This window comes from Streptomyces sp. NPDC001056 (genome assembly GCF_053598955.1).
The window spans coordinates 244,146-264,551 of record NZ_JBSFLI010000001.1 but is presented as its reverse complement, the minus strand read 5'-3'; the positions used below and the strand labels follow the sequence as shown (position 1 = coordinate 264,551).

Genomic DNA, 20,406 nt, shown 5'->3' with positions numbered 1-20,406 from the left:
AGGTAGCACAGAAGGTTGTGCGGCCCCCCGGAGAGAGGCAGGCGTCATGTCCGCATCGTGGACGCCGGCATGTGTTGCGTACCTGTTGTATCTATGCTGTAGACATGAAAACGGCCGTCCCGCAGTCCGCCCCGCCCGCCAAGCGGCCCCCCGCCGCCGACCGTGTCTACGCCCACGTCAAACAAAGCGTCCTCGACCGGAGCTACGAGGGCGGCACCCTCCTCACCGAGGGCGAGCTGGCCGAGGCCGTAGGGGTGTCGCGCACGCCCGTGCGGGAGGCGCTGCTGCGACTGGAGGTCGAGGGTCTGATCCGGCTCTACCCCAAGAAGGGCGCCCTGGTGCTGCCCGTCTCCGCGCAGGAGATCTCGGACGTGGTGGAGACCCGGCTGCTGGTCGAGGAGCACGCGGCGCGCAAGGCCGTACCCGCCCCGCCGGGCCTGGTGGAGCGGCTGACCGAGCTGCTGGAGCGGCAGAAGGCACAGGTCGCCGCCGGGGACCTGGCCGAGGCCGCGGTGACCGACCGCTGCTTCCACGCCGAGATCGTCCGCTGCGGGGGCAACGAGATCCTGGCCCGGCTCTACGACCAGCTGCGCGACCGCCAGCTGCGGATGGGCGTCGCCGTCATGTACTCCCACCCCGCCCGGGTGGCCAAGACGCTCGCCGAGCACGAGGAGATCCTGCGGGCGCTGCGCGCCGGGGACGCGGAGGCGGCCGTCGGTGTCGTGCACCGGCACGTGAGCCGGGTGTCGCTTCTCGCGCGGGGTGAGGACCGATGAGCAAGCCCACCCTTCCGGGGGACCCGCCCGGCGGCGTCCGGGCCGTCGGCGTGTGGTCCATAGGCGTCGCGGTCTACTTCGTCGCCGTCATCTTCCGCACCTCGCTCGGCGTGGCGGGTCTCGACGCGGCCGACCGCTTCCACGTCAACGCCTCCGCGCTGTCCACCTTCTCCATACTCCAGCTGCTGGTCTACGCCGGCATGCAGATACCCGTCGGCCTGATGGTCGACCGGCTCGGCACCAAGAAGGTGCTCGCCCTCGGTGCCGTGCTGTTCACGATCGGGCAGCTGGGCTTCGCCTTCTCGCCGTCGTACGGCACCGCGCTCGCCTCCCGGGCGCTGCTGGGCTGCGGTGACGCGATGACGTTCATCAGCGTGCTGCGCCTCGGCACCCGCTGGTTCCCGGCCCGGCGCGGACCGCTGGTCGCGCAGCTCGCGGCCCTGGTCGGCATGGCGGGCAACCTGATCTCCACCCTCGTCCTGGCCCGGCTGCTGCACAGCATCGGCTGGACGCAGGCGTTCGCGGGCAGCGCGCTGGCCGGCGTGGCCGTGCTCGTCCTGACCGTGCTGTTCCTGAAGGACCACCCCGAGGGGCACGAGCCCGAGCCGTCCCGGCACCACGGCGCCGCCTACGTCCGCCGGCAGATCGTCGAGGCCTGGCGGGAGCCCGGCACCCGGCTCGGGATGTGGGTGCACTTCACCACCCAGTTCCCGGCGATGGTCTTCCTGCTGCTGTGGGGCCTGCCGTTCCTGGTCGAGGCGGAGGGTCTCAGCCGGGCCACGGCCGGTGAACTGCTGACCCTCGTCGTCCTGTCCAACATGGTGGTGGGCCTGGTCTACGGCCAGATCATCGCCCGGCACCACACCGCCCGGCTGCCGCTCGCGCTGTGCACGGTGGCGGCGACGGCGCTGCTGTGGGCCGTGACGCTGGCCTACCCCGGGACGCACGCCCCGATGTGGCTGCTGATCGTCCTGTGCGCGGTGCTCGGCGCCTGCGGACCCGCCTCGATGATCGGATTCGACTTCGCCCGCCCGGCCAACCCGCCCGAGCGCCAGGGCACCGCGTCCGGGATCACCAACATGGGCGGTTTCATCGCCTCCATGACCACCCTGCTCGCGATCGGCGTGCTGCTGGACGCGACGGGGGACGACTACACGGTGGCGTTCAGCGCGGTGTTCGTCCTCCAGGCGATCGGCCTCGGCCAGATCCTGCGGCTGCGGGGCCGGGCCGCCCGCCGCGAGCGCGAGCGGCTGGTGGCCAGCCGGGTGGAGACGGTGCACGTACCGGCGTGAGCCCGGCTGACCGGGCCGCCCGCGTCAGCGCAGGTCCGGTACGAGGGTGAGGTACGCGATGCCGAGGACATCGCGGTAGCTCATCCACTGGGCGCGGTGCCGGTCCAGGCGGGCGCGGGTCTCGGGCGCCAGCGGATGGTCCGGGTTGCCGGCGAGCCAGACCTCCAGGTCCGCCTGGTAGCCCGACTCGAACTCCTCCCACTCCTGCGGGCTCGCCGTCTCCGTCCACTCCGGACGGAAACCGGCCTCGACCGCGAGATCGAGCAGCGCCCCGAGGTCGTAGTGATCGCCCGGAGTCGCGCCCGGCCACATGCCGGACAGTTCGGCCTCGGTGGGCGGACGCTGCCAGAAGCCCTCGCCGAGCAGCACCCGGCCCTGGTCGGTCACCAGGCGCCGCAGCGCCCGCAGCGCCTCGGCGGTGGGCGGTTCGGCCTCGCTGAGGGCGTGGCTCGCGCCGAGACAGAGCACCAGGTCGGCGGGCCCCCGCGGGGTTCCCACCGCGGACTCCTCGGCGAACTCCACCCGCGGGCCGAGCCCGCGTTCCTCGGCGTTCCTCCGGGCGCGGGCGAGGTCCTCGCCGTTCAGGTCGACGCCGGTTCCCGTGGCGTCCGGTACGGCGTCGAGCACGCGCAGCAGCAACTCGGCCCAGCCGCAGCCGATGTCCAGCACGGTGCGGGGGCGGTTCGCCGCGAGCCGCCGGACCATGGCGGTCGCGCGGGCCTCCGAGAGGGGGCCGTGGAAGGTGAGACGGGTGAGCCGGGGCAGGGCGATGGTCATACCGGGCACGCTAGAAGGCCGTCCCGGCAGGCACCACTGATTTGCCGGCGGCCCGAACCCCCGGCCGGCGCAAGGGCGTCATGGCGTCACGGCGTCACGGCGAAGCTGTGCAGGATGGCCTTCGCCAGATCCTGGTCGCCCTCGGCCTTGACGCGGTCCGCCACCGCCTCGGGGCTCACCCGGCCGCAGGCCAGCCGGACATAGGTCTCCCAGTCGAGGCTGAGGGAGGCCACCGGGCCGAGCGCCGGGGCGGTCTCCAGGGTGCCGCGGCCCTGGATGTCGACGCGGATGGTCCGCAGGAACTCCACGGGGCCGTGCACGTCGAAGACGACGGCCGAACTGCGCGGCGCGTTCGCGTCCTTCGCGACGACCTTCGGCAGTATTTCCAGCAGGAAGTCGCGGGTGACGTGCGCGCCGGGCGAGTCGAGGTTGCCGGGGCGGCCGAGCGCCGTACGCAGGTCCTGTTCGTGCACCCAGACGTCGAAGGCGCGCATCCGGTAGGCGTGTTCGAGGGTGATGTCCGTGCCCTGCGGCCCGCGCACCATGGTGCCCGGCTCACGGTTCTCGTTGCGCATCTGGCGGTTGCGGCGGATGACCGTGTACTCCAGCTCGGACGTCATCTCCGGCGCGGTGTGGTGGCGGCGGACGTCGACCTGCATCTCCATGTAGCGCTGGTGCTCGTTGGTGACGTGGAAGAGGTCGCGCGGCAGGGAGTGGATGGGGCGCGGATCACCGAGCAGTTCGCAGTCCATGCCGATGACGTGCGACACGATGTCGCGCACCGACCATCCAGGGCACGGGGTCCGCCGGTTCCACTCGGCCTCTGCCAGGGGCTGCACCATCTCGGATATCGCGTCGACGGAGTGCGACCAGGCGTCGGCGTAGGGCTGGAGGGTGGGATGCAGACTCACGGAACGGGACCCCTCGGCGGTCGGTACACGGGCAGGTTGCGGCGGCGGTGCCAGCGGGCGGCGGCTGCACGTCGGCGGGTGTCTGAGAAGCTAAGTTACGCTGCTGCCAGGCACCCCGGCAGTGCTTTCGCGTGACGATCGTAGGCCCGTATGGACGACTCGAATGCCAGGACGGTGGTAGTGTGCGCGCCTCTCTGATCCAGATGGCCGTCGACGAGGGCGAATCGGTCTCCTCGCGCAGGCGTCGCGCGGCCGCCCTGGTCCGCGAGCAGGCCGGGTCCGACCTGGTCGTGCTGCCCGAGCTGTGGACCACCGGCGCCTTCGCCTACGAGGACTTCGGCCGCGAGGCCGAGCCGCTCGAAGGACCGACGTACGAGGCGATGGCCGAGGCGGCGGCGGACGCGGGCGTGTGGCTGCACGCCGGCTCGATCCCCGAGCGCGCGGCATCCGGCGACGGCTCCGCGCAGGACGACGGGACCCTGTACAACACCTCGCTCGTCTTCTCCCCCTCCGGCCGGCTCGCCGCCGCCTACCGCAAGATCCACCGCTTCGGCTTCGACCGGGGCGAGGCCGTGCTCATGGGCGCGGGGCAGGACCTGGTGACGGTCCCGCTGCCCGGGGCGACGCTGGGCCTGGGCACCTGCTACGACCTGCGGTTCCCCGAGCTCTTCCGCGGACTGGTGGACGCCGGCGCCGAGGTGCTGGTGCTCCCGGCGGGCTGGCCCGAGCGACGGCGCGCGCACTGGACGCTGCTGGCACGGGCGCGGGCGGTGGAGAACCAGGCGTTCGTGCTCGCCTGTGGAACGGCCGGGACCCACGCGGGAGTTCCGCAGGCCGGTCACTCGATCGTGGTGGACCCGTGGGGTGAGGTGCTGGCCGAGGCGGGCCCCGGCGAGGAGGTCCTCACGGTCGACTTCGACCCGGCGAAGGCGGCCGCGACCCGGGAGCAGTTCCCCGCGCTGAAGGACCGCGTCCTCGGGCTGGCGCCGCCCCGGCGCTAGCGGGGACCGCCCGTGTGCCGGCGGCGGCCCGGCCGACGGCACGTCAGTCGCCCTCCCGCTCCTTCTCCGCGAGATGGATCACGCACACCGCGACCGCGATGAGCAGCGCCGGGTCCGCGTCCTCGCGTACGACGTCCACGCCGTACGTCTCCCGCAGACGCAGCCAGCGCCGGGAGATCACGGCCAGCGTCCCGCCGTCGTACTCGACCACGAACTCGCGGTCGAGGATCTTGCCGCTGACGTCCAGTTCGGAGCCCTCGGCCAGCGCGACGCGGTAGTGGTTGCGCAGCAGGGACAGCCGTTTGCGCCTGATGGTGGCCAGGCCCTCCCCGTCCCGTTCGATCACCATCGTGTCGCGCAGGGCGAACATCTTCTGGTGGATGTCGATCAGGACCCGGCCCCGGGCGTCCTTCAGCTCGAAGGTGTCCCGCAGCCGCATGGCCTTGCCGTCGACGAGGAACACCTTGCGGCCGTGCTCGTCCTCGATCCAATAGTCTTCGCCGATGCCGAGGAGCCGGTCGCGTACCAGGAATCTCATGCTCTGAGCCCTTCCCCGGTTCGGCCGGTTCCTCACGGCGGGAGCGGGGCGATCCCTCGGCGCGCGGCCCGCTTTTCCCCGAGGCCGCGCGGGCGGGTCGGCCAGGGCCGCGAGCCGGAGCCCGACCCGGCCGTTCGCGAGGGGGCGTCGCGCATATCCACGATGGCCGCGTCCTGCGACGACGACCCGGACATCGAGTACCCCGCCTGCCACGTCCACCAGCAGGACCGGGGCGTCCCGGTCCGCCTCACCGAGGGGGCGGCGGACCGCCTGCCGCTCGTCCTGGCGGGCATGGACGGGCAGGAGGGCGGTGCTCAGACGCCGTAGCCGTCCGTGTAACCGTCGCCGGTGTGGTGGTGACGGTGGTGGGGTTCCTCCTCCACGACCGGCGTCGTCGGCGGCACGACGACCCGCCGGCGCCGGGCGATACCGCTGAACGTGGCGACACCGATCAGCCCGACGGCCATCAGGATCAGGCCGACGACCGTGAGGTTGACGCCGTGCATGTGCCAGTCGGTCGCGAACGTGAGAATGGCCCCCACGGCGATGAGGATGATGCATCCGCCGAGCCCCATGAGGCTTCGCCTCCCCTTTCGGTTCCGGAATCTCCGGTCCCGTGCGGGTACCCGGCGCCGCCCCGCCTAGCCCTCCGAAAGGCCGCCCCGCGCAAGGACGTTCCGCGGAAGTCCGCCCGGCGGGACGCCGCCCTCCGGGAGGCCGGTGCCGGCCGGCCCTCCGGAGCACGGGCCCGGCTAGACCTCCAGGAAGGCCGTCAGGGCGTTCGCGAGGAGGAACGGGTCGTCGGCGCCGCACAGTTCGCGGGCGCTGTGCATGGAGAGGATCGCCACGCCGATGTCGACCGTGCGGATGCCGTGCCGGGCCGCGGTGATCGGGCCGATGGTGGTGCCGCAGGGCATGGAGTTGTTGGAGACGAACGACTGGAAGGGGACCCCGGCCTTCTCGCAGGCCGCGGCGAACACGGCACGGCCCGAACCGTCCGTGGCGTAGCGGTTGTTGACGTTCACCTTGAGGATCGGGCCGCCGTTGACGCGCGGGTGGTGCGTCGGGTCGTGCCGCTCGGCGTAGTTGGGGTGCACGGCGTGACCGGTGTCGGAGGACAGGCACACGGTGCCGGCGAAGGCGCGGGCGCGGTCCTCGTAGGAGCCGCCGCGGGCGAACACCGAGCGTTCCAGGACGGAGCCGAGCAGCGGGCCGTCCGCGCCGGTGTCGGACTGCGAGCCGTTCTCCTCGTGGTCGAAGGCGGCCAGCACCGGGATGCGGGTGAGGGCCGCGCCGGAGGCCGCGGCGGCGGCCAGCGCGGCCGCGCCGGCGTGCACGGACAGCAGGTTGTCCATGCGCGGCCCGGCGACCAGTTCGCGGTCGCGGCCGAGATAGGCCGGGGGCTCCACCGGGTGCACCATCAGGTCCCAGCCGGCCACCGAGTGGGCCTCAAGACCGGCCTCCTGCTCCAGGAAGGAGATCAGGTCGCCGTCGAGCACCTCGTCGCCGAGGCCCCACACCGGCTGCAGATGCCGCTGCTTGTCCAGCTTGAGACCCTCGGCGCTGACCGAGCGGTCCAGGTGGATGGCGAGCTGCGGCACCCGCAGCAGCGGCCGGTTCACGTCGACCAGGACGCTGGAGCCGTCGCGCAGGGTCAGCCGGCCCGCCAGGCCCAGGTCGCGGTCCAGCCAGGAGTTCATGAGCGGGCCGCCGTAGATCTCCACGGCGACCTGGCGCCAGCCGTGCGCGCCGCTGTCGGGGCGCGGCTTGATCCGCAGGTTGGGCGAGTCGGTGTGCGCGCCGATGATGTGGAACGGCGTGTGGGGCGCGGCGCCCTCGGGGACGTACCAGGCGATGATCGCGCCGCCGCGCAGCACGTACCGGCCGCCGCTGGTGCCGTCCCAGGCGTCCGTCTCGGCGACCTGCCTGAAGCCGGCCTTCTCCAGCCGCCCGGCGACGTTCGCCACGGCGTGGTACGGCGAGGGGCAGGCCGCCAGGAAGGACATCAGGTCGTCGGTGTGGGCGCGGTCGAAGGTGAGAGGTGCGCGCGCAGCGCTCGCTGGAGGGGTGGCGGCGGGCGACGGGCGGGATGGTGCGCTCATGGGATTCACCTTAACGACGGGCACGGGCCCGCTCCCGGTAAAGGGTGCGGGCCCGTGCGCGGAAACGACGGGGACGTCCGTAACGTCCGGAACCGGCGTCCCGGAAGGACGCCGGTCCGCTTCCTAGAACGCGGCCTCGTCCAGCTCCATCAGGTCGAGCTCGACGCCCGAGGCGATCTTGCGCGCGAGGGTGACGCCCGGCAGGACGTTCGCGGCGAAGAACTTCGCGGCGGCGATCTTGCCGGTGTAGAACGCCTTGTCCTTCGCGGAGGCCGTGGCGAGCTTCTCGGCGGCGACGGCGGCACCCTTGAGCAGCAGGTAGCCGACGATGACGTCGCCGGAGGCGAGCAGCAGGCGGGTGCTGTTCAGGCCGACCTTGTAGATGTTCTTGGCGTCGTTCTGGGTGGCGGCGAGGTCGGTCAGCATCAGGCCGACGATCGCCTCCAGCTCCACGGCGGCCTTGGCCAGGTGCTCGCGGGCGCCTGCCAGCTCCTCGCCGCCGGTGCCGAGCGCCAGGAACTTCTTGATGTCCTCGGCGAGCGAGTTCAGCGCGGCGCCCTGGTTGCGGACGATCTTGCGGAAGAAGAAGTCCTGGCCCTGGATCGCGGTCGTGCCCTCGTAGAGGGTGTCGATCTTGGAGTCCCGGATGTACTGCTCGATCGGGTACTCCTGGAGGAAGCCGGAGCCGCCGAAGGTCTGCAGCGACTGGGCCAGCTGCTCGTAGGCCTTCTCGGAGCCGTAGCCCTTGACGACGGGCAGCAGCAGGTCGTTGAGGGCGTGCTCGGCGGAGGCGTCCTCGCCGCCCGCCTCCTTGATCTGGATCGCGTCCTGGATCGAGGCGGTGTACATCACCAGGGCGCGCATGCCCTCCGCGTACGCCTTCTGCGTCATCAGCGAGCGGCGCACGTCGGGGTGGTGGGTGATGGTGACCTTGGGCGCGGCCTTGTCCATGAAGTTGGCCAGGTCCGGGCCCTGGACGCGCTCCTTGGCGTACTCCAGGGCGTTCAGGTAGCCGGTGGACAGCGTGGAGATCGCCTTCGTGCCGACCATCATGCGGGCGAACTCGATGATGCGGAACATCTGGCGGATGCCCTCGTGCTTGTCGCCGATCAGCCAGCCCTTGGCGGGGTGCTGGTCGCCGAAGGTCATCTCGCACGTGTTGGAGGCCTTCAGGCCCATCTTGTGCTCGACGTTGGTGGCGTAGACGCCGTTGCGCTCGCCCAGCTCGCCGGTCTCGAAGTCGAACAGGTACTTCGGCACCAGGAAGAGGGACAGGCCCTTGGTGCCGGGGCCGGCGCCCTCGGGACGCGCGAGCACGTAGTGGAGGATGTTCTCCGACATGTCGTGCTCACCGGAGGTGATGAAGCGCTTCACACCCTCGATGTGCCAGGAGCCGTCCTCCTGCTGGACCGCCTTGGTGCGGCCGGCGCCCACGTCGGAACCCGCGTCGGGCTCGGTGAGCACCATCGTGGAGCCCCACTGCTTGTCCACGGCGATCGAGGCGATGTGCTTCTGGACCTCGTTGCCCTCCTCGAAGAGGATGCCGGCGAACGCCGGGCCCGAGGAGTACATCCACACGGCCGGGTTGGCGCCCAGGATCAGCTCGGCGTAGGCCCAGATCAGGGAGCGGGGCGAGGTGGTGCCGCCGATCTCCTCGGGCAGGCCGAGCCGCCAGTACTCGGAGTCCATGAAGGCCTGGTAGCTCTTCTTGAAGGAGGCCGGGACCGGCGCCGTGTTGGTCTCCGGGTCGAAGACCGGCGGGTTGCGGTCGGCGTCGGCGAAGGACTCGGCCAGCTCGTTCTCCGAGAGGCGGGTCATCTCCTCCAGGATGCTCTTGGCGGTCTCGACGTCCATCTCCTCGAACGGGCCGGTGCCGTACACCTTGTCGCGCCCGAGTACTTCGAAGAGGTTGAACTCGATGTCGCGGAGATTCGACTTGTAGTGCCCCATGGCGACGGCTCCGTTGAGGGATCGGCGAGGCACTGTCTCCTCGCATCTGGTTCACGTACCAACAAGTAGCTACGATGATGCTACCCGTCGGTAATAAGACGCAACCCCGGTTCGGTCAAGTGTGAGAAGGGTCTACTCCTGTGGGCCGTTCGGGTCCATCCCTGCGGTGGGCTCGATCTCGGTACGCTTGCGCCCATGTACGGATACGGCCAGCCCATGGACGGCGGCGCCGCGCAGCAGCAGTACACGTCGGGGCAGCAGCAGATGGCGGGCGGGGCCGGCGGGTACGGCCAGCAGCCGCCGCTCTATCCGGAGCCGTCCCCGCCCTCGCTCGCGGACGCGGTGCGCGCGTTCACCACCGGGCAGATGTCCCCCGAGGACTTCCAGCAGATCTTCGCCACGTCGAAGGTGTACTGCCCACGCGGGGACACCCCCGGCTTCCTCGCCCTGCACAACACCCAGCAGCCGGTGATCCCTATGTTCACCTCGCTCAAGGAGCTGCGGCGGTACGCGGGCAAGGAGTCCAAGTACTTCGTCATCACCGGCGCCGAGGTGATCGACCTGCTGCCGACCGGCTACGGCTTCGTCCTCGACATGGAGGGCGAGCACCGGATGGTGTTCGACGCGAAGGCGGTCGAGCAGATGGTCGATTTCGCGATGCGCCGGATGTACGGCTGACCGGTACGGCCGATCGGCTGATCCTCACCGCCGCGCGGGCCCGGAGGGAATTACCTCCGGGCCCGCCCTGTTGTGGGTGGCAAGAAGTTCAACGCTCAACTAAAGTGAGCGTACGAAGGAGGTAGCCACCATGCCTGCAGTGACCGTCGCGAACCCGTTGACGCTGCCCCGTGTGACCGCTCCCGCCGACGCCGTGGCACGTAAGGTGCTCACCGTCACGACCGCTCCGAGCGGGTACGAGGGTGAGGGCTTCCCCGTGCGCCGGGCGTTCGCGGGCATCAATTACCGCCATCTCGACCCGTTCATCATGATGGACCAGATGGGTGAGGTGGAGTACGCGCCGGGCGAGCCCAAGGGCACCCCCTGGCACCCGCACCGCGGCTTCGAGACCGTCACCTACATCATCGACGGCATCTTCGACCACCAGGACAGCCAGGGCGGTGGCGGCACCATCACCAACGGCGACACCCAGTGGATGACGGCGGGCGCGGGCCTGCTGCACATCGAGGCGCCGCCGGAGCACCTGGTCGTCTCGGGCGGGCTCTTCCACGGGCTCCAGCTGTGGGTGAACCTCCCCGCCGAGGACAAGATGATGGCGCCGCGCTACCAGGACATCCGGGCCGGCAGCGTCCAGTTGCTGACCTCGCCCGACGGCGGCGCGCTGCTCCGGGTCATCGCCGGTGAGCTGGACGGCCACGAGGGTCCCGGCATCACCCACACCCCGATCACCATGGTCCACGCGACGCTCGCGCCGGGTGCGGAGATCACGCTGCCCTGGCGGGAGGACTTCAACGGCCTGGCGTACGTGCTGGCGGGCAAGGGCTCGGTCGGTGCCGAGCGCCGTCCGATCCACCTGGGCCAGACGGCGGTCTTCGGCGCCGGCGGTTCGCTGACGGTCCGCGCGGACGAGAAGCAGGACTCCCACACGCCGGACCTGGAGGTCGTCCTCCTGGGCGGGCGGCCCATCCGTGAGCCCATGGCCCACTACGGCCCGTTCGTCATGAACACCAGGGAAGAGCTCCAGCAGGCGTTCGAGGACTTCCAGAAGGGCCGGCTGGGCACGATCCCGGCCGTCCACGGCATGACCGACGAGGGCCCCGGCGCCTGACGCCTCCTCATCGAGGGCGCCCCTTCGGCCGACGAAGCCCGCAGGGGCGCCCTTTCGGCCGACGCGGGTCCGGGCGGCTCACCCGCCCGGACCCGCACGGCGGGACACCGCGCGGCCCGCGTGATCCGCTGGGGGACGTGCATCTGTTGCCCGAGCCCGTTCGGCGGCTTGCCGCGTGGTGTGCCGTGCTGCTGCTGGCCGCCGCGGTCGGATGGGTCGGGGTGCGGTTGTGCGGCGAGTTCCGTACGGCCGTCACCGCGGTGCTGCTCGCCCTCCTCGGCACCGCCCTGCTCGGCCCGCTGCACCGGCAGCTCGTACGCGCCGGTGTGCAGCGCTCGGTGTCGGCCGGGCTGACCTGTGTCGCCGTGGTGGCCGTCGTCGGCGGCGCCGTCTACATCGTCGTCGCCGCCCTCATCGACAGCGGCGACGAGATCATAGCCTCCCTCCGCAACGCCGCCCGGAGCCTCTCCCGGCACTTCGGCGCCGCCGGCAGCGGCCTGGACGACCTCGCCACCAACTCCCGCGAACTGCTGCGCCGCTTCGGCGGCACGGCCGCGTCCAACGTCATCAGCGGCGTGAGCGTCGTCGGCGAGAGCATCGCCCTCGCCGTCCTCGCCCTGGTGCTGGTCTTCTTCTTCCTGCGCGACTCCCACCTCGTCGCGGGCACCCTGCGCTCCCTCGCGCCCGAGGGCACCGCCGACATCCTGGAAGCCGTCGCGCGGCGCGCCTTCCAGGCGGTCGAGGGGTTCATGCGCGGCACCACCCTGATCGCCCTGATCGACGCCGTGTGCATCACCGTCGGCCTGCTGATCCTCCAGGTGCCCGGCGCCGTCGGGCTCGGCGCGCTGGTCTTCGTCGGCGCCTTCATCCCCTACCTCGGGGCGTTCATCTCCGGCGCGGTCTCGGTACTCGTCGCCCTCGCCGACCGGGGGTTCGTCATCGCCCTGTGGGCGCTCGGCGTGGTGCTCGCGGTGCAGGTGCTGGAGGGGCATGTGCTCCAGCCGGTGATCCAGAGCCGTACCGTGCAGATGCACCCCGCGGTGGTCATGGTCACCATCACGGCCGGCGCCTCCGTGGCGGGCATCCTCGGCATGCTCCTGGCCGTCCCGCTGACCGCGGCCGCCTTCGGCGTCGTACAGGAACTGCGCACCCGTTACGCGCCCCCGACCCCCTCGGACGCGCCCCCGCCGGACCCCCCGCCCGGCCTCGGGCCGTCCCGCTCCCCCGACCGTTCGTAGAGCTCGAACCAGATGCTCTTGCCCTCGCCCCTCGGGTCCACCCCCCAGGTGTCCGCCAGGATCCCGATCAGCAGCAGGCCCCGCCCGGAGGAGGCCAGTTCGCCGGGGCGGCGCTTGTGCGGGAGGTCGTCGCCGGTGTCGAAGACCTCGATCCGCAGCCGGCGCCGGCCGCTCTCCTCGATCACCTCGGCCAGCAGCAGCGCGTCGGTGTCCGTGTGCACCAGGACGTTGGTGAGCATCTCGGAGACCAGCAGCTCGGCGGAGTCGACCTGGTCCGGGGCGGCCCAGTCGTGCAGCAGGTCCCGTACGAACCGGCGCGCCTCCGCGATCCGCTCGGGCTCGTCCTGCCCCACCGACAGCAGCATCCGCCGCACCCGGGGCCGCGCCGCCGTGTCGTGCCCCGGCACCGCGCGGCGCAGCAGCAGCAGCGCGATGTCGTCCTCGCGCCGGTCGGCCAGCGGCCCCGTCGTGTGGTGCGAGGACGGCCCGTGCACGCCCTGCACCAGCACGTCGGCCAGCGACTCCAGGTCGCCGTCGTGGCCCTCCAGGATCGCGCGCAGCCGCTGCCAGCCGCTGTCCAGGTCGTGCCCGCCGGTCTCGATCAGCCCGTCGGTGCACAGCATCAGCGTCTCCCCGGGCTGGAGCACGAACCGGGTCGTCGGATAGTCCGCGTCCGGGTCGATGCCCAGCGGCAGCCCGCCCGCCGTCGGCCGCAGCATCACCGTGCCGTCGGCCATCCGGATCACCGGGTCCGGATGGCCCGCGCGGGCGATCTCCAGCCGCCCGGTCACCGGGTCGACGGCCACGTACAGGCAGGTCGCGAAGCGCGGGTCGGACATCTCCTCGTCGTGCGTGATCCCGTGCAGGAAGCGGGACGCGCGCGAGAGCACGGCGTCCGGGTGGTGCCCCTCGGAGGCATAGGCGCGCAGCGCGATCCGCAGCTGCCCCATCAGCCCGGCCGCCCGCACGTCATGCCCCTGCACATCCCCGATGACCAGCGCGAACCGGTCGGCGGGCAGCGGGATCACGTCGTACCAGTCGCCGCCCACCTGGAGCCCGCCGCCGGTCGGGATGTAGCGGGCGGCGATCCCCACCCCCGGGACCTCCGGGCCGATCGAGGGCAGCATGGAGCGCTGGAGGCCCTCGGTCAGTTCCCGCTCCGACTCCGCGGTCGTCGCCCGGGACAGCGCCTGGGCGAGCATCCGGGCCACCGTCGTCAGCACCGCGCGCTCGTCCGGGGTGAACGCCACCGGATAGGCGAACCCCGCCATCCACGCACCCATCGTGCGCCCGCCCACCGTCAGCGGCAGGAACGCCCACGAGCTGCGCCCGAAGGGCCGGGCCAGCGGCCAGGTCACCGGGTAGCGGTCCTTGTACTCCTCCGGCGAGGACAGGTACACCGCCCGCCCGGTGCGCACCACCTCGGCCGCCGGGTACTCCATGGCCAGCGGCATGTCGGTGAACGGGCCCATCTCGTCGGACCGGTGCCCGTGGTGGCCGGTCATCGTCAGCCGGTCGCCCTCCACCCCGAACACCACCAGGCCGTCCGGAGAGAACCCGGGCATCGACAGGCCCGCCGCGACCCGCAGCACCTCCGCCGTGGAGCGCGCCTCGGCCAGTGCCCGGCCCGCGTCCAGCAGGAACGCCTCCCGCGAACGCCGCCAGGGCCCGGTGACCGTGGTGGCGCGCCCGTCCGCCGGTTCCGGGCCCGGCTCGGCCACCTCCTGGAGGGTGCCGGTCAGCACATAGGCGCGCCGCTCGGGGTCGTACGACGGCTTCGAGCGGCTGCGTACGACGCGCAGGAGGGTGCCCTGCTCGTCCATGATCCGCACCCGTACCTCGGCGAGTGTGCTCCCCGCCACCGCGAGCTGCACCACCGAGGTGATCTCGTTCCAGTCGGCCGGATGCAGCCGGGCCCGGGTCTGGGCCTCGGTGAGGGTGGCCGGCGCGGCGGGCAGCCCGAGCAGCCGCGCCGCCTCCGCGTCCACGGTGACCAGCTTGTCCGCCGTGTCCCAGTGCCACAGCCCGGTCGCGAGGGCGGCGAGGACCTCCCCTACGGCCGGGAGCGGCTCACCTGTACGCATTGTCCCTATTTAAGAAGATGCGCTCGGTGCGTGCCACCGTAGGAGCGCGGGACTTCCGCGGGCGGCAAATGGTGGGGAGCCGATCTTGGGGTGGCCGGTACCCTTGGTTCAGTCGGGGGCGGCTGCCCCGGCGATCACCGCGAAGACCAACTCAATCCGCGAAGGACGATGAACGACGATGCATCGGTACAGGTCCCACACCTGCGGCCAGCTCCGCGCCTCTGACGTCGGCACCGACGTCCGGCTCAGTGGCTGGCTGCACAATCGGCGCGACCTGGGCGGCATCCTCTTCATCGATCTGCGCGACCACTACGGCATCACGCAGCTGGTCGCCCGCCCCGGCACCCCCGCCTACGACGCCCTGGACAAGCTCTCCAAGGAGTCCACGGTCCGTGTCGACGGCTCCGTCGTCTCGCGTGGCACCGAGAACGTGAACCCGGACCTGCCGACCGGCGAGATCGAGGTCGAGGTGACCGAGGTCGAGCTGCTCGGCGCGGCCCAGCCCCTCCCCTTCACCATCAACGCCGAGGACGGGGTCAACGAGGAGCGGCGTCTGGAGTACCGCTTCCTCGACCTGCGCCGCGAGCGCATGCACCGCAACATCATGCTGCGTACGGCGGTCATCTCCGCGATCCGCCACAAGATGACCGCGCTCGGCTTCAACGAGATGGCGACGCCGATCCTGTCCGCGACCTCCCCCGAGGGCGCCCGCGACTTCGTCGTCCCCTCCCGGCTGAACCCCGGCAAGTTCTACGCCCTGCCGCAGGCCCCGCAGCAGTTCAAGCAGCTGCTGATGATCTCCGGCTTCGACCGGTACTTCCAGATCGCGCCCTGCTTCCGCGACGAGGACGCCCGCGCCGACCGCTCCCCGGGCGAGTTCTACCAGCTCGACGTCGAGATGAGCTTCGTCGAGCAGGAGGACGTCTTCCAGCCGATCGAGCGGCTGATGACGGAGCTCTTCGAGGAGTTCGGCGGCGGCCGCCACGTGACGTCCCCCTTCCCGCGCATCCCGTTCCGCGAGGCGATGCTGAAGTACGGCTCCGACAAGCCGGACCTGCGCGCCAAGCTGGAGCTGGTGGACATCACCGATGTCTTCGAGGGCTCGGAGTTCAAGGCGTTCGCGGGCAAGCACGTGCGCGCCCTGGCGGTGCCGGCGGTCCAGGACCAGCCGCGCAAGTTCTTCGACCAGCTCGGTGACTTCGCGGTCTCGCTCGGCGCCAAGGGCCTGGCCTGGGTCCGCGTCGGCGAGGACGGCGCCCTGTCCGGCCCGATCGCGAAGTTCCTCACCGAGGAGAACGTCGCCGAGCTGACCAAGCGCCTCTCGCTGGCCCCCGGCCACGCGGTCTTCTTCGGCGCGGGCGAGTACGACGAGGTCTCCAAGATCATGGGCGCGGTCCGTGTCGAGGCCGCCAAGCGCGCGGGGCAGTTCGAGGAGAACGTCTTCCGCTTCTGCTGGATCGTCGACTTCCCGATGTACGAGAAGGACGAGGAGACCGGCGCGATCGACTTCTCGCACAACCCCTTCTCCATGCCGCAGGGCGGTCTGGAGGCCCTGGAGACCCAGGACCCGCTGGACGTCCTGGGCTGGCAGTACGACATCGTGTGCAACGGCGTCGAGCTGTCCTCCGGCGCGATCCGGAACCACCAGCCGGACATCATGCTGAAGGCCTTCGAGATCGCGGGCTACGACCGCGACACCGTCGAGGAGAAGTTCGCGGGCATGCTCCGCGCGTTCCGCTTCGGCGCCCCGCCGCACGGCGGCATCGCCCCCGGCGTGGACCGCATCGTCATGCTCCTCGCGGACGAGCCCAGCATCCGCGAGACGATCGCCTTCCCGCTCAACGGCAACGCCCAGGACCTGATGATGGGCGCCCCGACCGAGCTGGAGGAGTCCCGCCTGCGCGAGCTGCACCTGAGCATCAGGAAGCCGCAGCCGAAGTAGCCCGGCCGCTTTCGCCGAACGCCCGGAGCCCCTTGGGGTTCCGGGCGTTCCGCGTCACTCGGTGTCGTGCGCGTCTTCGGGTTCCCCGGCGTCTTCGGCGGCCTCCACGTCCGGGGAGGCGCCGTCCTCCAGCAGCCGCTCGGCGATGTCGTCCGACCACCGCTGGGCCCAGGCCCGCAGTTCGCTGATCGCGCCCTCGTCCAGTCCGTACCGGGTGAACTGGGCGTCGGAGTAGAAGTCCGTGCCGGTCAGCCGGGACTGGAGGGTGGGCAGGTCGAAGACGTCATGGGCGTGCCGGCGGCCCAGTTCCTCCAGCTCGGGCAGCGAGAACCGGCCCGACGCGGCCCGCGCGTCGATCAGGTCGACGGCCGCGCCCCGGTCGTACAGCGCGCGGATCTTCGTACCGACGGCGTCCTCCAGGCACAGGGCGGGCCCGTACGCGGTGAGGTCCGGCGGCCCCCACAGGCTCTCCTTGTGCAGGGCGAGCACGCAGGACCCGCCGGTCGGTGGATCGGTCACGGCCAGCTGCGCGGTGCGCGCGGTCACGGCCCCGACCCGGGCGCTCCGGCCACGCGCCTCCAGCGCTGCCGCGACCGCGCCGGCGATCCGCTCCATGTCCTCGCCGCTCTCGGTCGCGAGGTCCACATTGCCGTGCGGCCGCCCGACCAGTCCGTGCGCTTCGAGGGCGTACCCGCCGGCGAGGACCAGACCATGGGCGCCACCCGCCGTGACGGCGTCCGCGAGCAGCCGACGGTGGGATTCGGGAAGGTTCACGGGACCGGTACTTTGCCAGAGGGGACGGGGGGCGGTGGGGGATGCGGGCAGGGCCCGGGAGCCATGATGGCGCCCCGGGCCCCTGTGTGCCGTACGACCGTGACTCAGGCGGTCGGCTTCTCCTCCAGACGGGGGAAGAGCACCGCGCCCTTGGTGACGGTGGAGCCGGCCGGGAGCCGGCCCCAGTCGGCCGCGTCCTGGACCCGCTGTTCGGCGAGCGCGCCGAGGGAGGCCTCCGCGCCCAGGGAGTCCCACAGCTTCTGCGAGGTCTCCGGCATCACCGGGTTGAGCAGGACGGCGACCGCGCGCAGCGACTCGGCGGCGGTGTACAGGATGGTCGCGAGGCGGGCGCGGCCCTCCTCGGACTCGTCCTTGGCCACCTTCCACGGCTCCTGCTCCGTGATGTAGCCGTTGACCTGCTTGACGAAGTCGAAGACGGCCAGGATGCCGCCCTGGAAGTCCAGCTCCTCGCCGATCTTCCGGTCGGCCTCGGCGACCGCCTTGGCGAGACCCTCGTGCACCGCCGCCTCCGCCGGACCGTCGGCGGTGGCCTCGGGCAGGGTGCCGCCGAAGTACTTGCCGACCATCGCGGCCACGCGGGAGGCGAGGTTGCCGTAGTCGTTGGCCAGCTCGCTGGTGTAGCGGGCGGAGAAGTCCTCCCAGGAGAAGGAGCCGTCCTGGCCGAAGGCGATGGCACGCAGGAAGTACCAGCGGTAGGCGTCGACGCCGAAGTGCGCGGTGAGGTCCTGCGGCTTGATGCCGGTCAGGTTGGACTTCGACATCTTCTCGCCGCCGACCATCAGCCAGCCGTTCGCGGCGATCCTGCCGGGCAGGGGCAGACCCTGGGCCATCAGCATGGCCGGCCAGATCACCGCGTGGAAGCGGAGGATGTCCTTGCCGACGAGGTGGACGTCGGCCGGGAAGGTGGCCTCGAACTTCTCCTGGTTCTCGTTGTAGCCGACCGCCGTGGCGTAGTTCAGCAGGGCGTCGACCCACACGTAGATCACGTGCTTGTCGTCCCAGGGGATCGGGATGCCCCAGTCGAACGTCGAGCGGGAGATGGAGAGGTCCTGGAGGCCCTGGCGGACGAAGTTCACGACCTCGTTGCGCGCGGACTCGGGCTGGATGAAGCCCGGGTTGGCCTCGTAGTGGGCGAGGAGCTTCTCGCCGTACTCGCTGAGGCGGAAGAAGTAGTTCTCCTCGCTGAGGGTCTCCACGGGCCGCTTGTGGATGGGGCACAGCTTCTGGCCCGCGTACTCGCCCTCGCCGTCGAGGAGCTCGCCGGGGAGCTTGTACTCCTCGCAGCCGACGCAGTACGGGCCCTCGTAGCCGCCCTTGTAGATCTCGCCCTTGTCGTGCAGGTCCTGCACGAATTCCTGGACGCGGTCCGTGTGCCGCTTCTGGGTGGTGCGGATGAAATCGTCGTTCGCGATCTCCAGGTGCTCCCAGAGCGGCTTCCATGCCTCGGTGACGAGCTTGTCCGCCCACTGCTGGGGCGTCACCCCGTTCGCCTCGGCCGTGCGCATGATCTTCTGACCGTGCTCGTCCGTGCCGGTGAGGTACCACACCTTCTCACCGCGCTGGCGGTGCCAGCGCGTGAGCACGTCCCCTGCGACGGTCGTGTAGGCGTGGCCCAGGTGAGGAGCGTCGTTGACGTAGTAGATGGGCGTGGAGACGTAGTACGCCTTCCCCGCCTGCTTCTCGGATCCAGTGGCCGCCATAAGGCGAAATCCTACTGGTCCCGCGGAGATCGCCTCACACGTGTTTCGGGGGGTGGACGTGTCGGTCCACCCCCCGGGCACGTGCTCATCGGGTCATCCGGTTGTCGCCCTACGGCCGCCAGGTGGCGAGGACGCCCTCGTACAGCTCGGTGTCCGTCAGTTCGCGGGGGGCGGGGCCCGCGTGGAAGAAGGCGGTGTTGGGGGTCTTCAGCTTGCGGAGGTAGTCGAAGGCCTTGTTGTCCGGCTCGCCGAAGGCGACGAAGGAGAAGAAGACCGTGGGGTGGGTGTCCGCGGCGGCGGTCAGGGCCTGGGTCGCGGGGGTCTTGGCGTCCGGGGCGCCGTCGGTCTGGAAGACGACGAGGGCGGGGGTGCCGGGGGCGACGTGCGCGTCGTAGTGGGCGAGTACGGCTTCCACGGCGGCGTGGTAGCTGGTACGGCCCATCCGGCCGAGGCCCGCGTGGGTGTCGTCGATCCTCGTCGTGTGGTCCGGGGTGAGGGTGAGGTCCGTGGTGCCGTCCACTTCCGTGGAGAAGAAGACGGTGTGGACCGTGGCCTCGGGGTCCAGGTGGGCGGCGAGGGCGAGGGTCTGGTCGGCGAGGGCCTGGGCGGAGCCGTCCTTGTAGTACGGCCGCATGCTCGCGGAGCGGTCCAGCACGAGGTAGAGCTTGGCCCGGGTGCCGGTGAGGTCGGTCTTGGCGAGGGGGGCGGCGGCCGCGTCGTAGGCGGTGGTGAGGGCGGGGGCGGCTGCGGTGAGGGTGGCGAGGGAGGTGGCGGGGGCGCGGGTGCCGGGCTCGCCGTCGGCGGCCTGCGGGGCGGTGGGGGGTTCTTCGCTCGCGGTGGGCCGGGGCGCCTCGGCGGGCGCGGGTGCGGTCGCTTCCGGCTCGGGCTCGCCCTGCTCGGATTCGGCCGCGGCCTTCGGGCCCTCCGCGAGCGCCGTCGCGGTTTCCCCGGCCGCCTCGGTGGCGATGGCCGGTTCGGGGTCCTCCGCCGTCTCCATGGTCGGCTCAAGCTCGGCGGGCTCGGTCGCCGGGTCCGGGGTCGGTACGTCCGTGGCCGCCGACAGGTTCGAGAGGTCCTCGTCGGCGGGAGCGGCGGCTTCCTCCGGCTCCTCGCCCTCCGGCTCGGCGGCCGTCCCGGGCGTCTTCCCGGCTTCCGCCTCGGCGGACGCCTCCGGCTCCGTGGCCGTGCGGTCCGGGGAGGCGGGCTCGGCCTGCGCGGTCTCCGTTTCCGCCGTCGGCTCCGGGGACGCCTCGTCCGCCGACGACTCCGGGGAGGGAGTCGGCTCGGGGTCCGGTTCCGTCCGCCCCGCTGCCGCGACCTCGGTCTCGCTTCCCTCCGCTGCGGACGCCTCGGCCTCGGGCTCGGCCTCGGTCTGGGCCTCGGGCTCGGTCTCTTCTCGCGCCTCGGGCTCGGCCTCGGCCGTTGCCTCGGGCTTCGTCTCGGTCTGGGCTTCGGGCTCGATGTCCGTCTCGGGCTCGGCCTCGGCTTCCGGTGCGACGTCCGGCTCGGTTTCG

17 protein-coding genes and 1 pseudogene are annotated in these 20,406 nt (G+C 71.6%); 8 read left to right on the top strand and 10 right to left on the bottom strand.

Annotated features, from left to right (window positions below; all coding sequences use genetic code 11):
• Positions 1 to 104 precede the first annotated feature (104 nt).
• Positions 105 to 776 carry a GntR family transcriptional regulator gene (locus ACWDD7_RS01220; RefSeq protein WP_450455574.1) on the top strand — a complete coding sequence of 224 codons (672 nt, stop codon included), beginning with the start codon at positions 105 to 107 and terminating at the stop codon, positions 774 to 776.
• Positions 773 to 2,068 carry an MFS transporter gene (locus tag ACWDD7_RS01215; RefSeq protein WP_351870673.1) on the top strand — a complete coding sequence of 432 codons (1,296 nt, stop codon included), beginning with the start codon at positions 773 to 775 and terminating at the stop codon, positions 2,066 to 2,068. The genes ACWDD7_RS01220 and ACWDD7_RS01215 overlap by 4 nt, the downstream gene beginning before the upstream one ends.
• A 24-nt stretch (positions 2,069 to 2,092) precedes the next feature.
• Here ACWDD7_RS01215 and ACWDD7_RS01210 read toward each other — a convergent pair whose 3' ends face one another.
• The gene (locus tag ACWDD7_RS01210; RefSeq protein ID WP_450455572.1) at positions 2,093 to 2,845 is read right to left on the bottom strand and encodes an SAM-dependent methyltransferase; all 753 of its coding nucleotides are present in this window, start codon (positions 2,843 to 2,845) and stop codon (positions 2,093 to 2,095) included.
• Positions 2,846 to 2,931: 86 nt separating this feature from the next.
• Positions 2,932 to 3,756: a maleylpyruvate isomerase family mycothiol-dependent enzyme gene (locus tag ACWDD7_RS01205; protein WP_351870679.1), complete on the bottom strand. Its 825-nt coding sequence runs from the start codon at positions 3,754 to 3,756 to the stop codon at positions 2,932 to 2,934.
• Positions 3,757 to 3,938: 182 nt separating this feature from the next.
• Here ACWDD7_RS01205 and ACWDD7_RS01200 point away from each other — a divergent pair, with 182 nt between their 5' ends.
• Positions 3,939 to 4,757: a carbon-nitrogen family hydrolase gene (locus ACWDD7_RS01200; protein ID WP_351870681.1), complete on the top strand. Its 819-nt coding sequence runs from the start codon at positions 3,939 to 3,941 to the stop codon at positions 4,755 to 4,757.
• A gap of 43 nt (positions 4,758 to 4,800) precedes the next feature.
• Here ACWDD7_RS01200 and ACWDD7_RS01195 read toward each other — a convergent pair whose 3' ends face one another.
• Positions 4,801 to 5,295, bottom strand: a complete 495-nt coding sequence (locus ACWDD7_RS01195) for an LURP-one-related/scramblase family protein (protein ID WP_392212378.1) — start codon at positions 5,293 to 5,295, stop codon at positions 4,801 to 4,803.
• Between the two features lie 129 nt (positions 5,296 to 5,424).
• Between ACWDD7_RS01195 and ACWDD7_RS01190 the strand changes: the two are divergent.
• Positions 5,425 to 5,622: pseudogene (locus ACWDD7_RS01190) on the top strand (alkyl hydroperoxide reductase); the annotation flags it as partial.
• On the opposite strand, the gene ACWDD7_RS01185 reads toward ACWDD7_RS01190, so the two are convergent.
• The 3 genes from ACWDD7_RS01185 to ACWDD7_RS01175 all read right to left on the bottom strand — a co-directional run bounded on the left by ACWDD7_RS01185 (position 5,610) and on the right by ACWDD7_RS01175 (position 9,347).
• Complete coding sequence (locus ACWDD7_RS01185) at positions 5,610 to 5,870, bottom strand: DUF6458 family protein (RefSeq protein ID WP_285556715.1); 261 nt, start codon at positions 5,868 to 5,870, stop codon at positions 5,610 to 5,612. The pseudogene ACWDD7_RS01190 and the gene ACWDD7_RS01185 overlap by 13 nt on opposite strands.
• A 177-nt stretch (positions 5,871 to 6,047) precedes the next feature.
• Positions 6,048 to 7,397 (bottom strand): M18 family aminopeptidase, encoded by a 1,350-nt coding sequence (locus ACWDD7_RS01180; protein ID WP_450455570.1) that lies wholly within the window; start codon positions 7,395 to 7,397, stop codon positions 6,048 to 6,050.
• A gap of 123 nt (positions 7,398 to 7,520) precedes the next feature.
• On the bottom strand, positions 7,521 to 9,347 hold the full coding sequence (locus ACWDD7_RS01175) for an acyl-CoA dehydrogenase (protein ID WP_351870691.1): 1,827 nt from the start codon (positions 9,345 to 9,347) through the stop codon (positions 7,521 to 7,523).
• 195 nt (positions 9,348 to 9,542) lie between these two features.
• Between ACWDD7_RS01175 and ACWDD7_RS01170 the strand changes: the two genes are divergently transcribed.
• The 3 genes from ACWDD7_RS01170 to ACWDD7_RS01160 all read left to right on the top strand — a co-directional run bounded on the left by ACWDD7_RS01170 (position 9,543) and on the right by ACWDD7_RS01160 (position 12,371).
• On the top strand, positions 9,543 to 10,025 hold the full coding sequence (locus ACWDD7_RS01170) for an SseB family protein (protein WP_111583275.1): 483 nt from the start codon (positions 9,543 to 9,545) through the stop codon (positions 10,023 to 10,025).
• Positions 10,026 to 10,155: 130 nt separating this feature from the next.
• The gene (locus tag ACWDD7_RS01165) at positions 10,156 to 11,133 is read left to right on the top strand and encodes a pirin family protein (RefSeq protein ID WP_351870693.1); all 978 of its coding nucleotides are present in this window, start codon (positions 10,156 to 10,158) and stop codon (positions 11,131 to 11,133) included.
• A 137-nt stretch (positions 11,134 to 11,270) separates the two neighbouring features.
• Positions 11,271 to 12,371 carry an AI-2E family transporter gene (locus tag ACWDD7_RS01160; RefSeq protein ID WP_450455568.1) on the top strand — a complete coding sequence of 367 codons (1,101 nt, stop codon included), beginning with the start codon at positions 11,271 to 11,273 and terminating at the stop codon, positions 12,369 to 12,371.
• Here the strand turns inward: ACWDD7_RS01160 and ACWDD7_RS01155 are convergent.
• A complete protein-coding gene (locus ACWDD7_RS01155) occupies positions 12,287 to 14,455 on the bottom strand; it encodes a SpoIIE family protein phosphatase (RefSeq protein ID WP_450455567.1) in 2,169 nt (722 codons plus the stop codon). The two genes, ACWDD7_RS01160 and ACWDD7_RS01155, sit on opposite strands and share 85 nt — an antisense overlap.
• A gap of 178 nt (positions 14,456 to 14,633) precedes the next feature.
• Between ACWDD7_RS01155 and aspS the strand changes: the two genes are divergently transcribed.
• The gene (aspS, locus tag ACWDD7_RS01150) at positions 14,634 to 16,397 is read left to right on the top strand and encodes an aspartate--tRNA ligase (protein ID WP_392212384.1); all 1,764 of its coding nucleotides are present in this window, start codon (positions 14,634 to 14,636) and stop codon (positions 16,395 to 16,397) included.
• Between the two features lie 54 nt (positions 16,398 to 16,451).
• Here the strand turns inward: aspS and ACWDD7_RS01145 are convergent, their stop codons facing one another.
• From ACWDD7_RS01145 to ACWDD7_RS01135, 3 genes are all read right to left on the bottom strand, one after another.
• A complete protein-coding gene (locus ACWDD7_RS01145; RefSeq protein ID WP_450455566.1) occupies positions 16,452 to 17,171 on the bottom strand; it encodes a hypothetical protein in 720 nt (239 codons plus the stop codon).
• 104 nt (positions 17,172 to 17,275) lie between these two features.
• Complete coding sequence (metG, locus tag ACWDD7_RS01140; protein ID WP_450455565.1) at positions 17,276 to 18,892, bottom strand: methionine--tRNA ligase; 1,617 nt, start codon at positions 18,890 to 18,892, stop codon at positions 17,276 to 17,278.
• Positions 18,893 to 19,001: 109 nt separating this feature from the next.
• On the bottom strand, positions 19,002 to 20,406 hold a 1,405-nt coding region (locus tag ACWDD7_RS01135; RefSeq protein WP_450455564.1), incomplete at its 5' end, for a VWA domain-containing protein.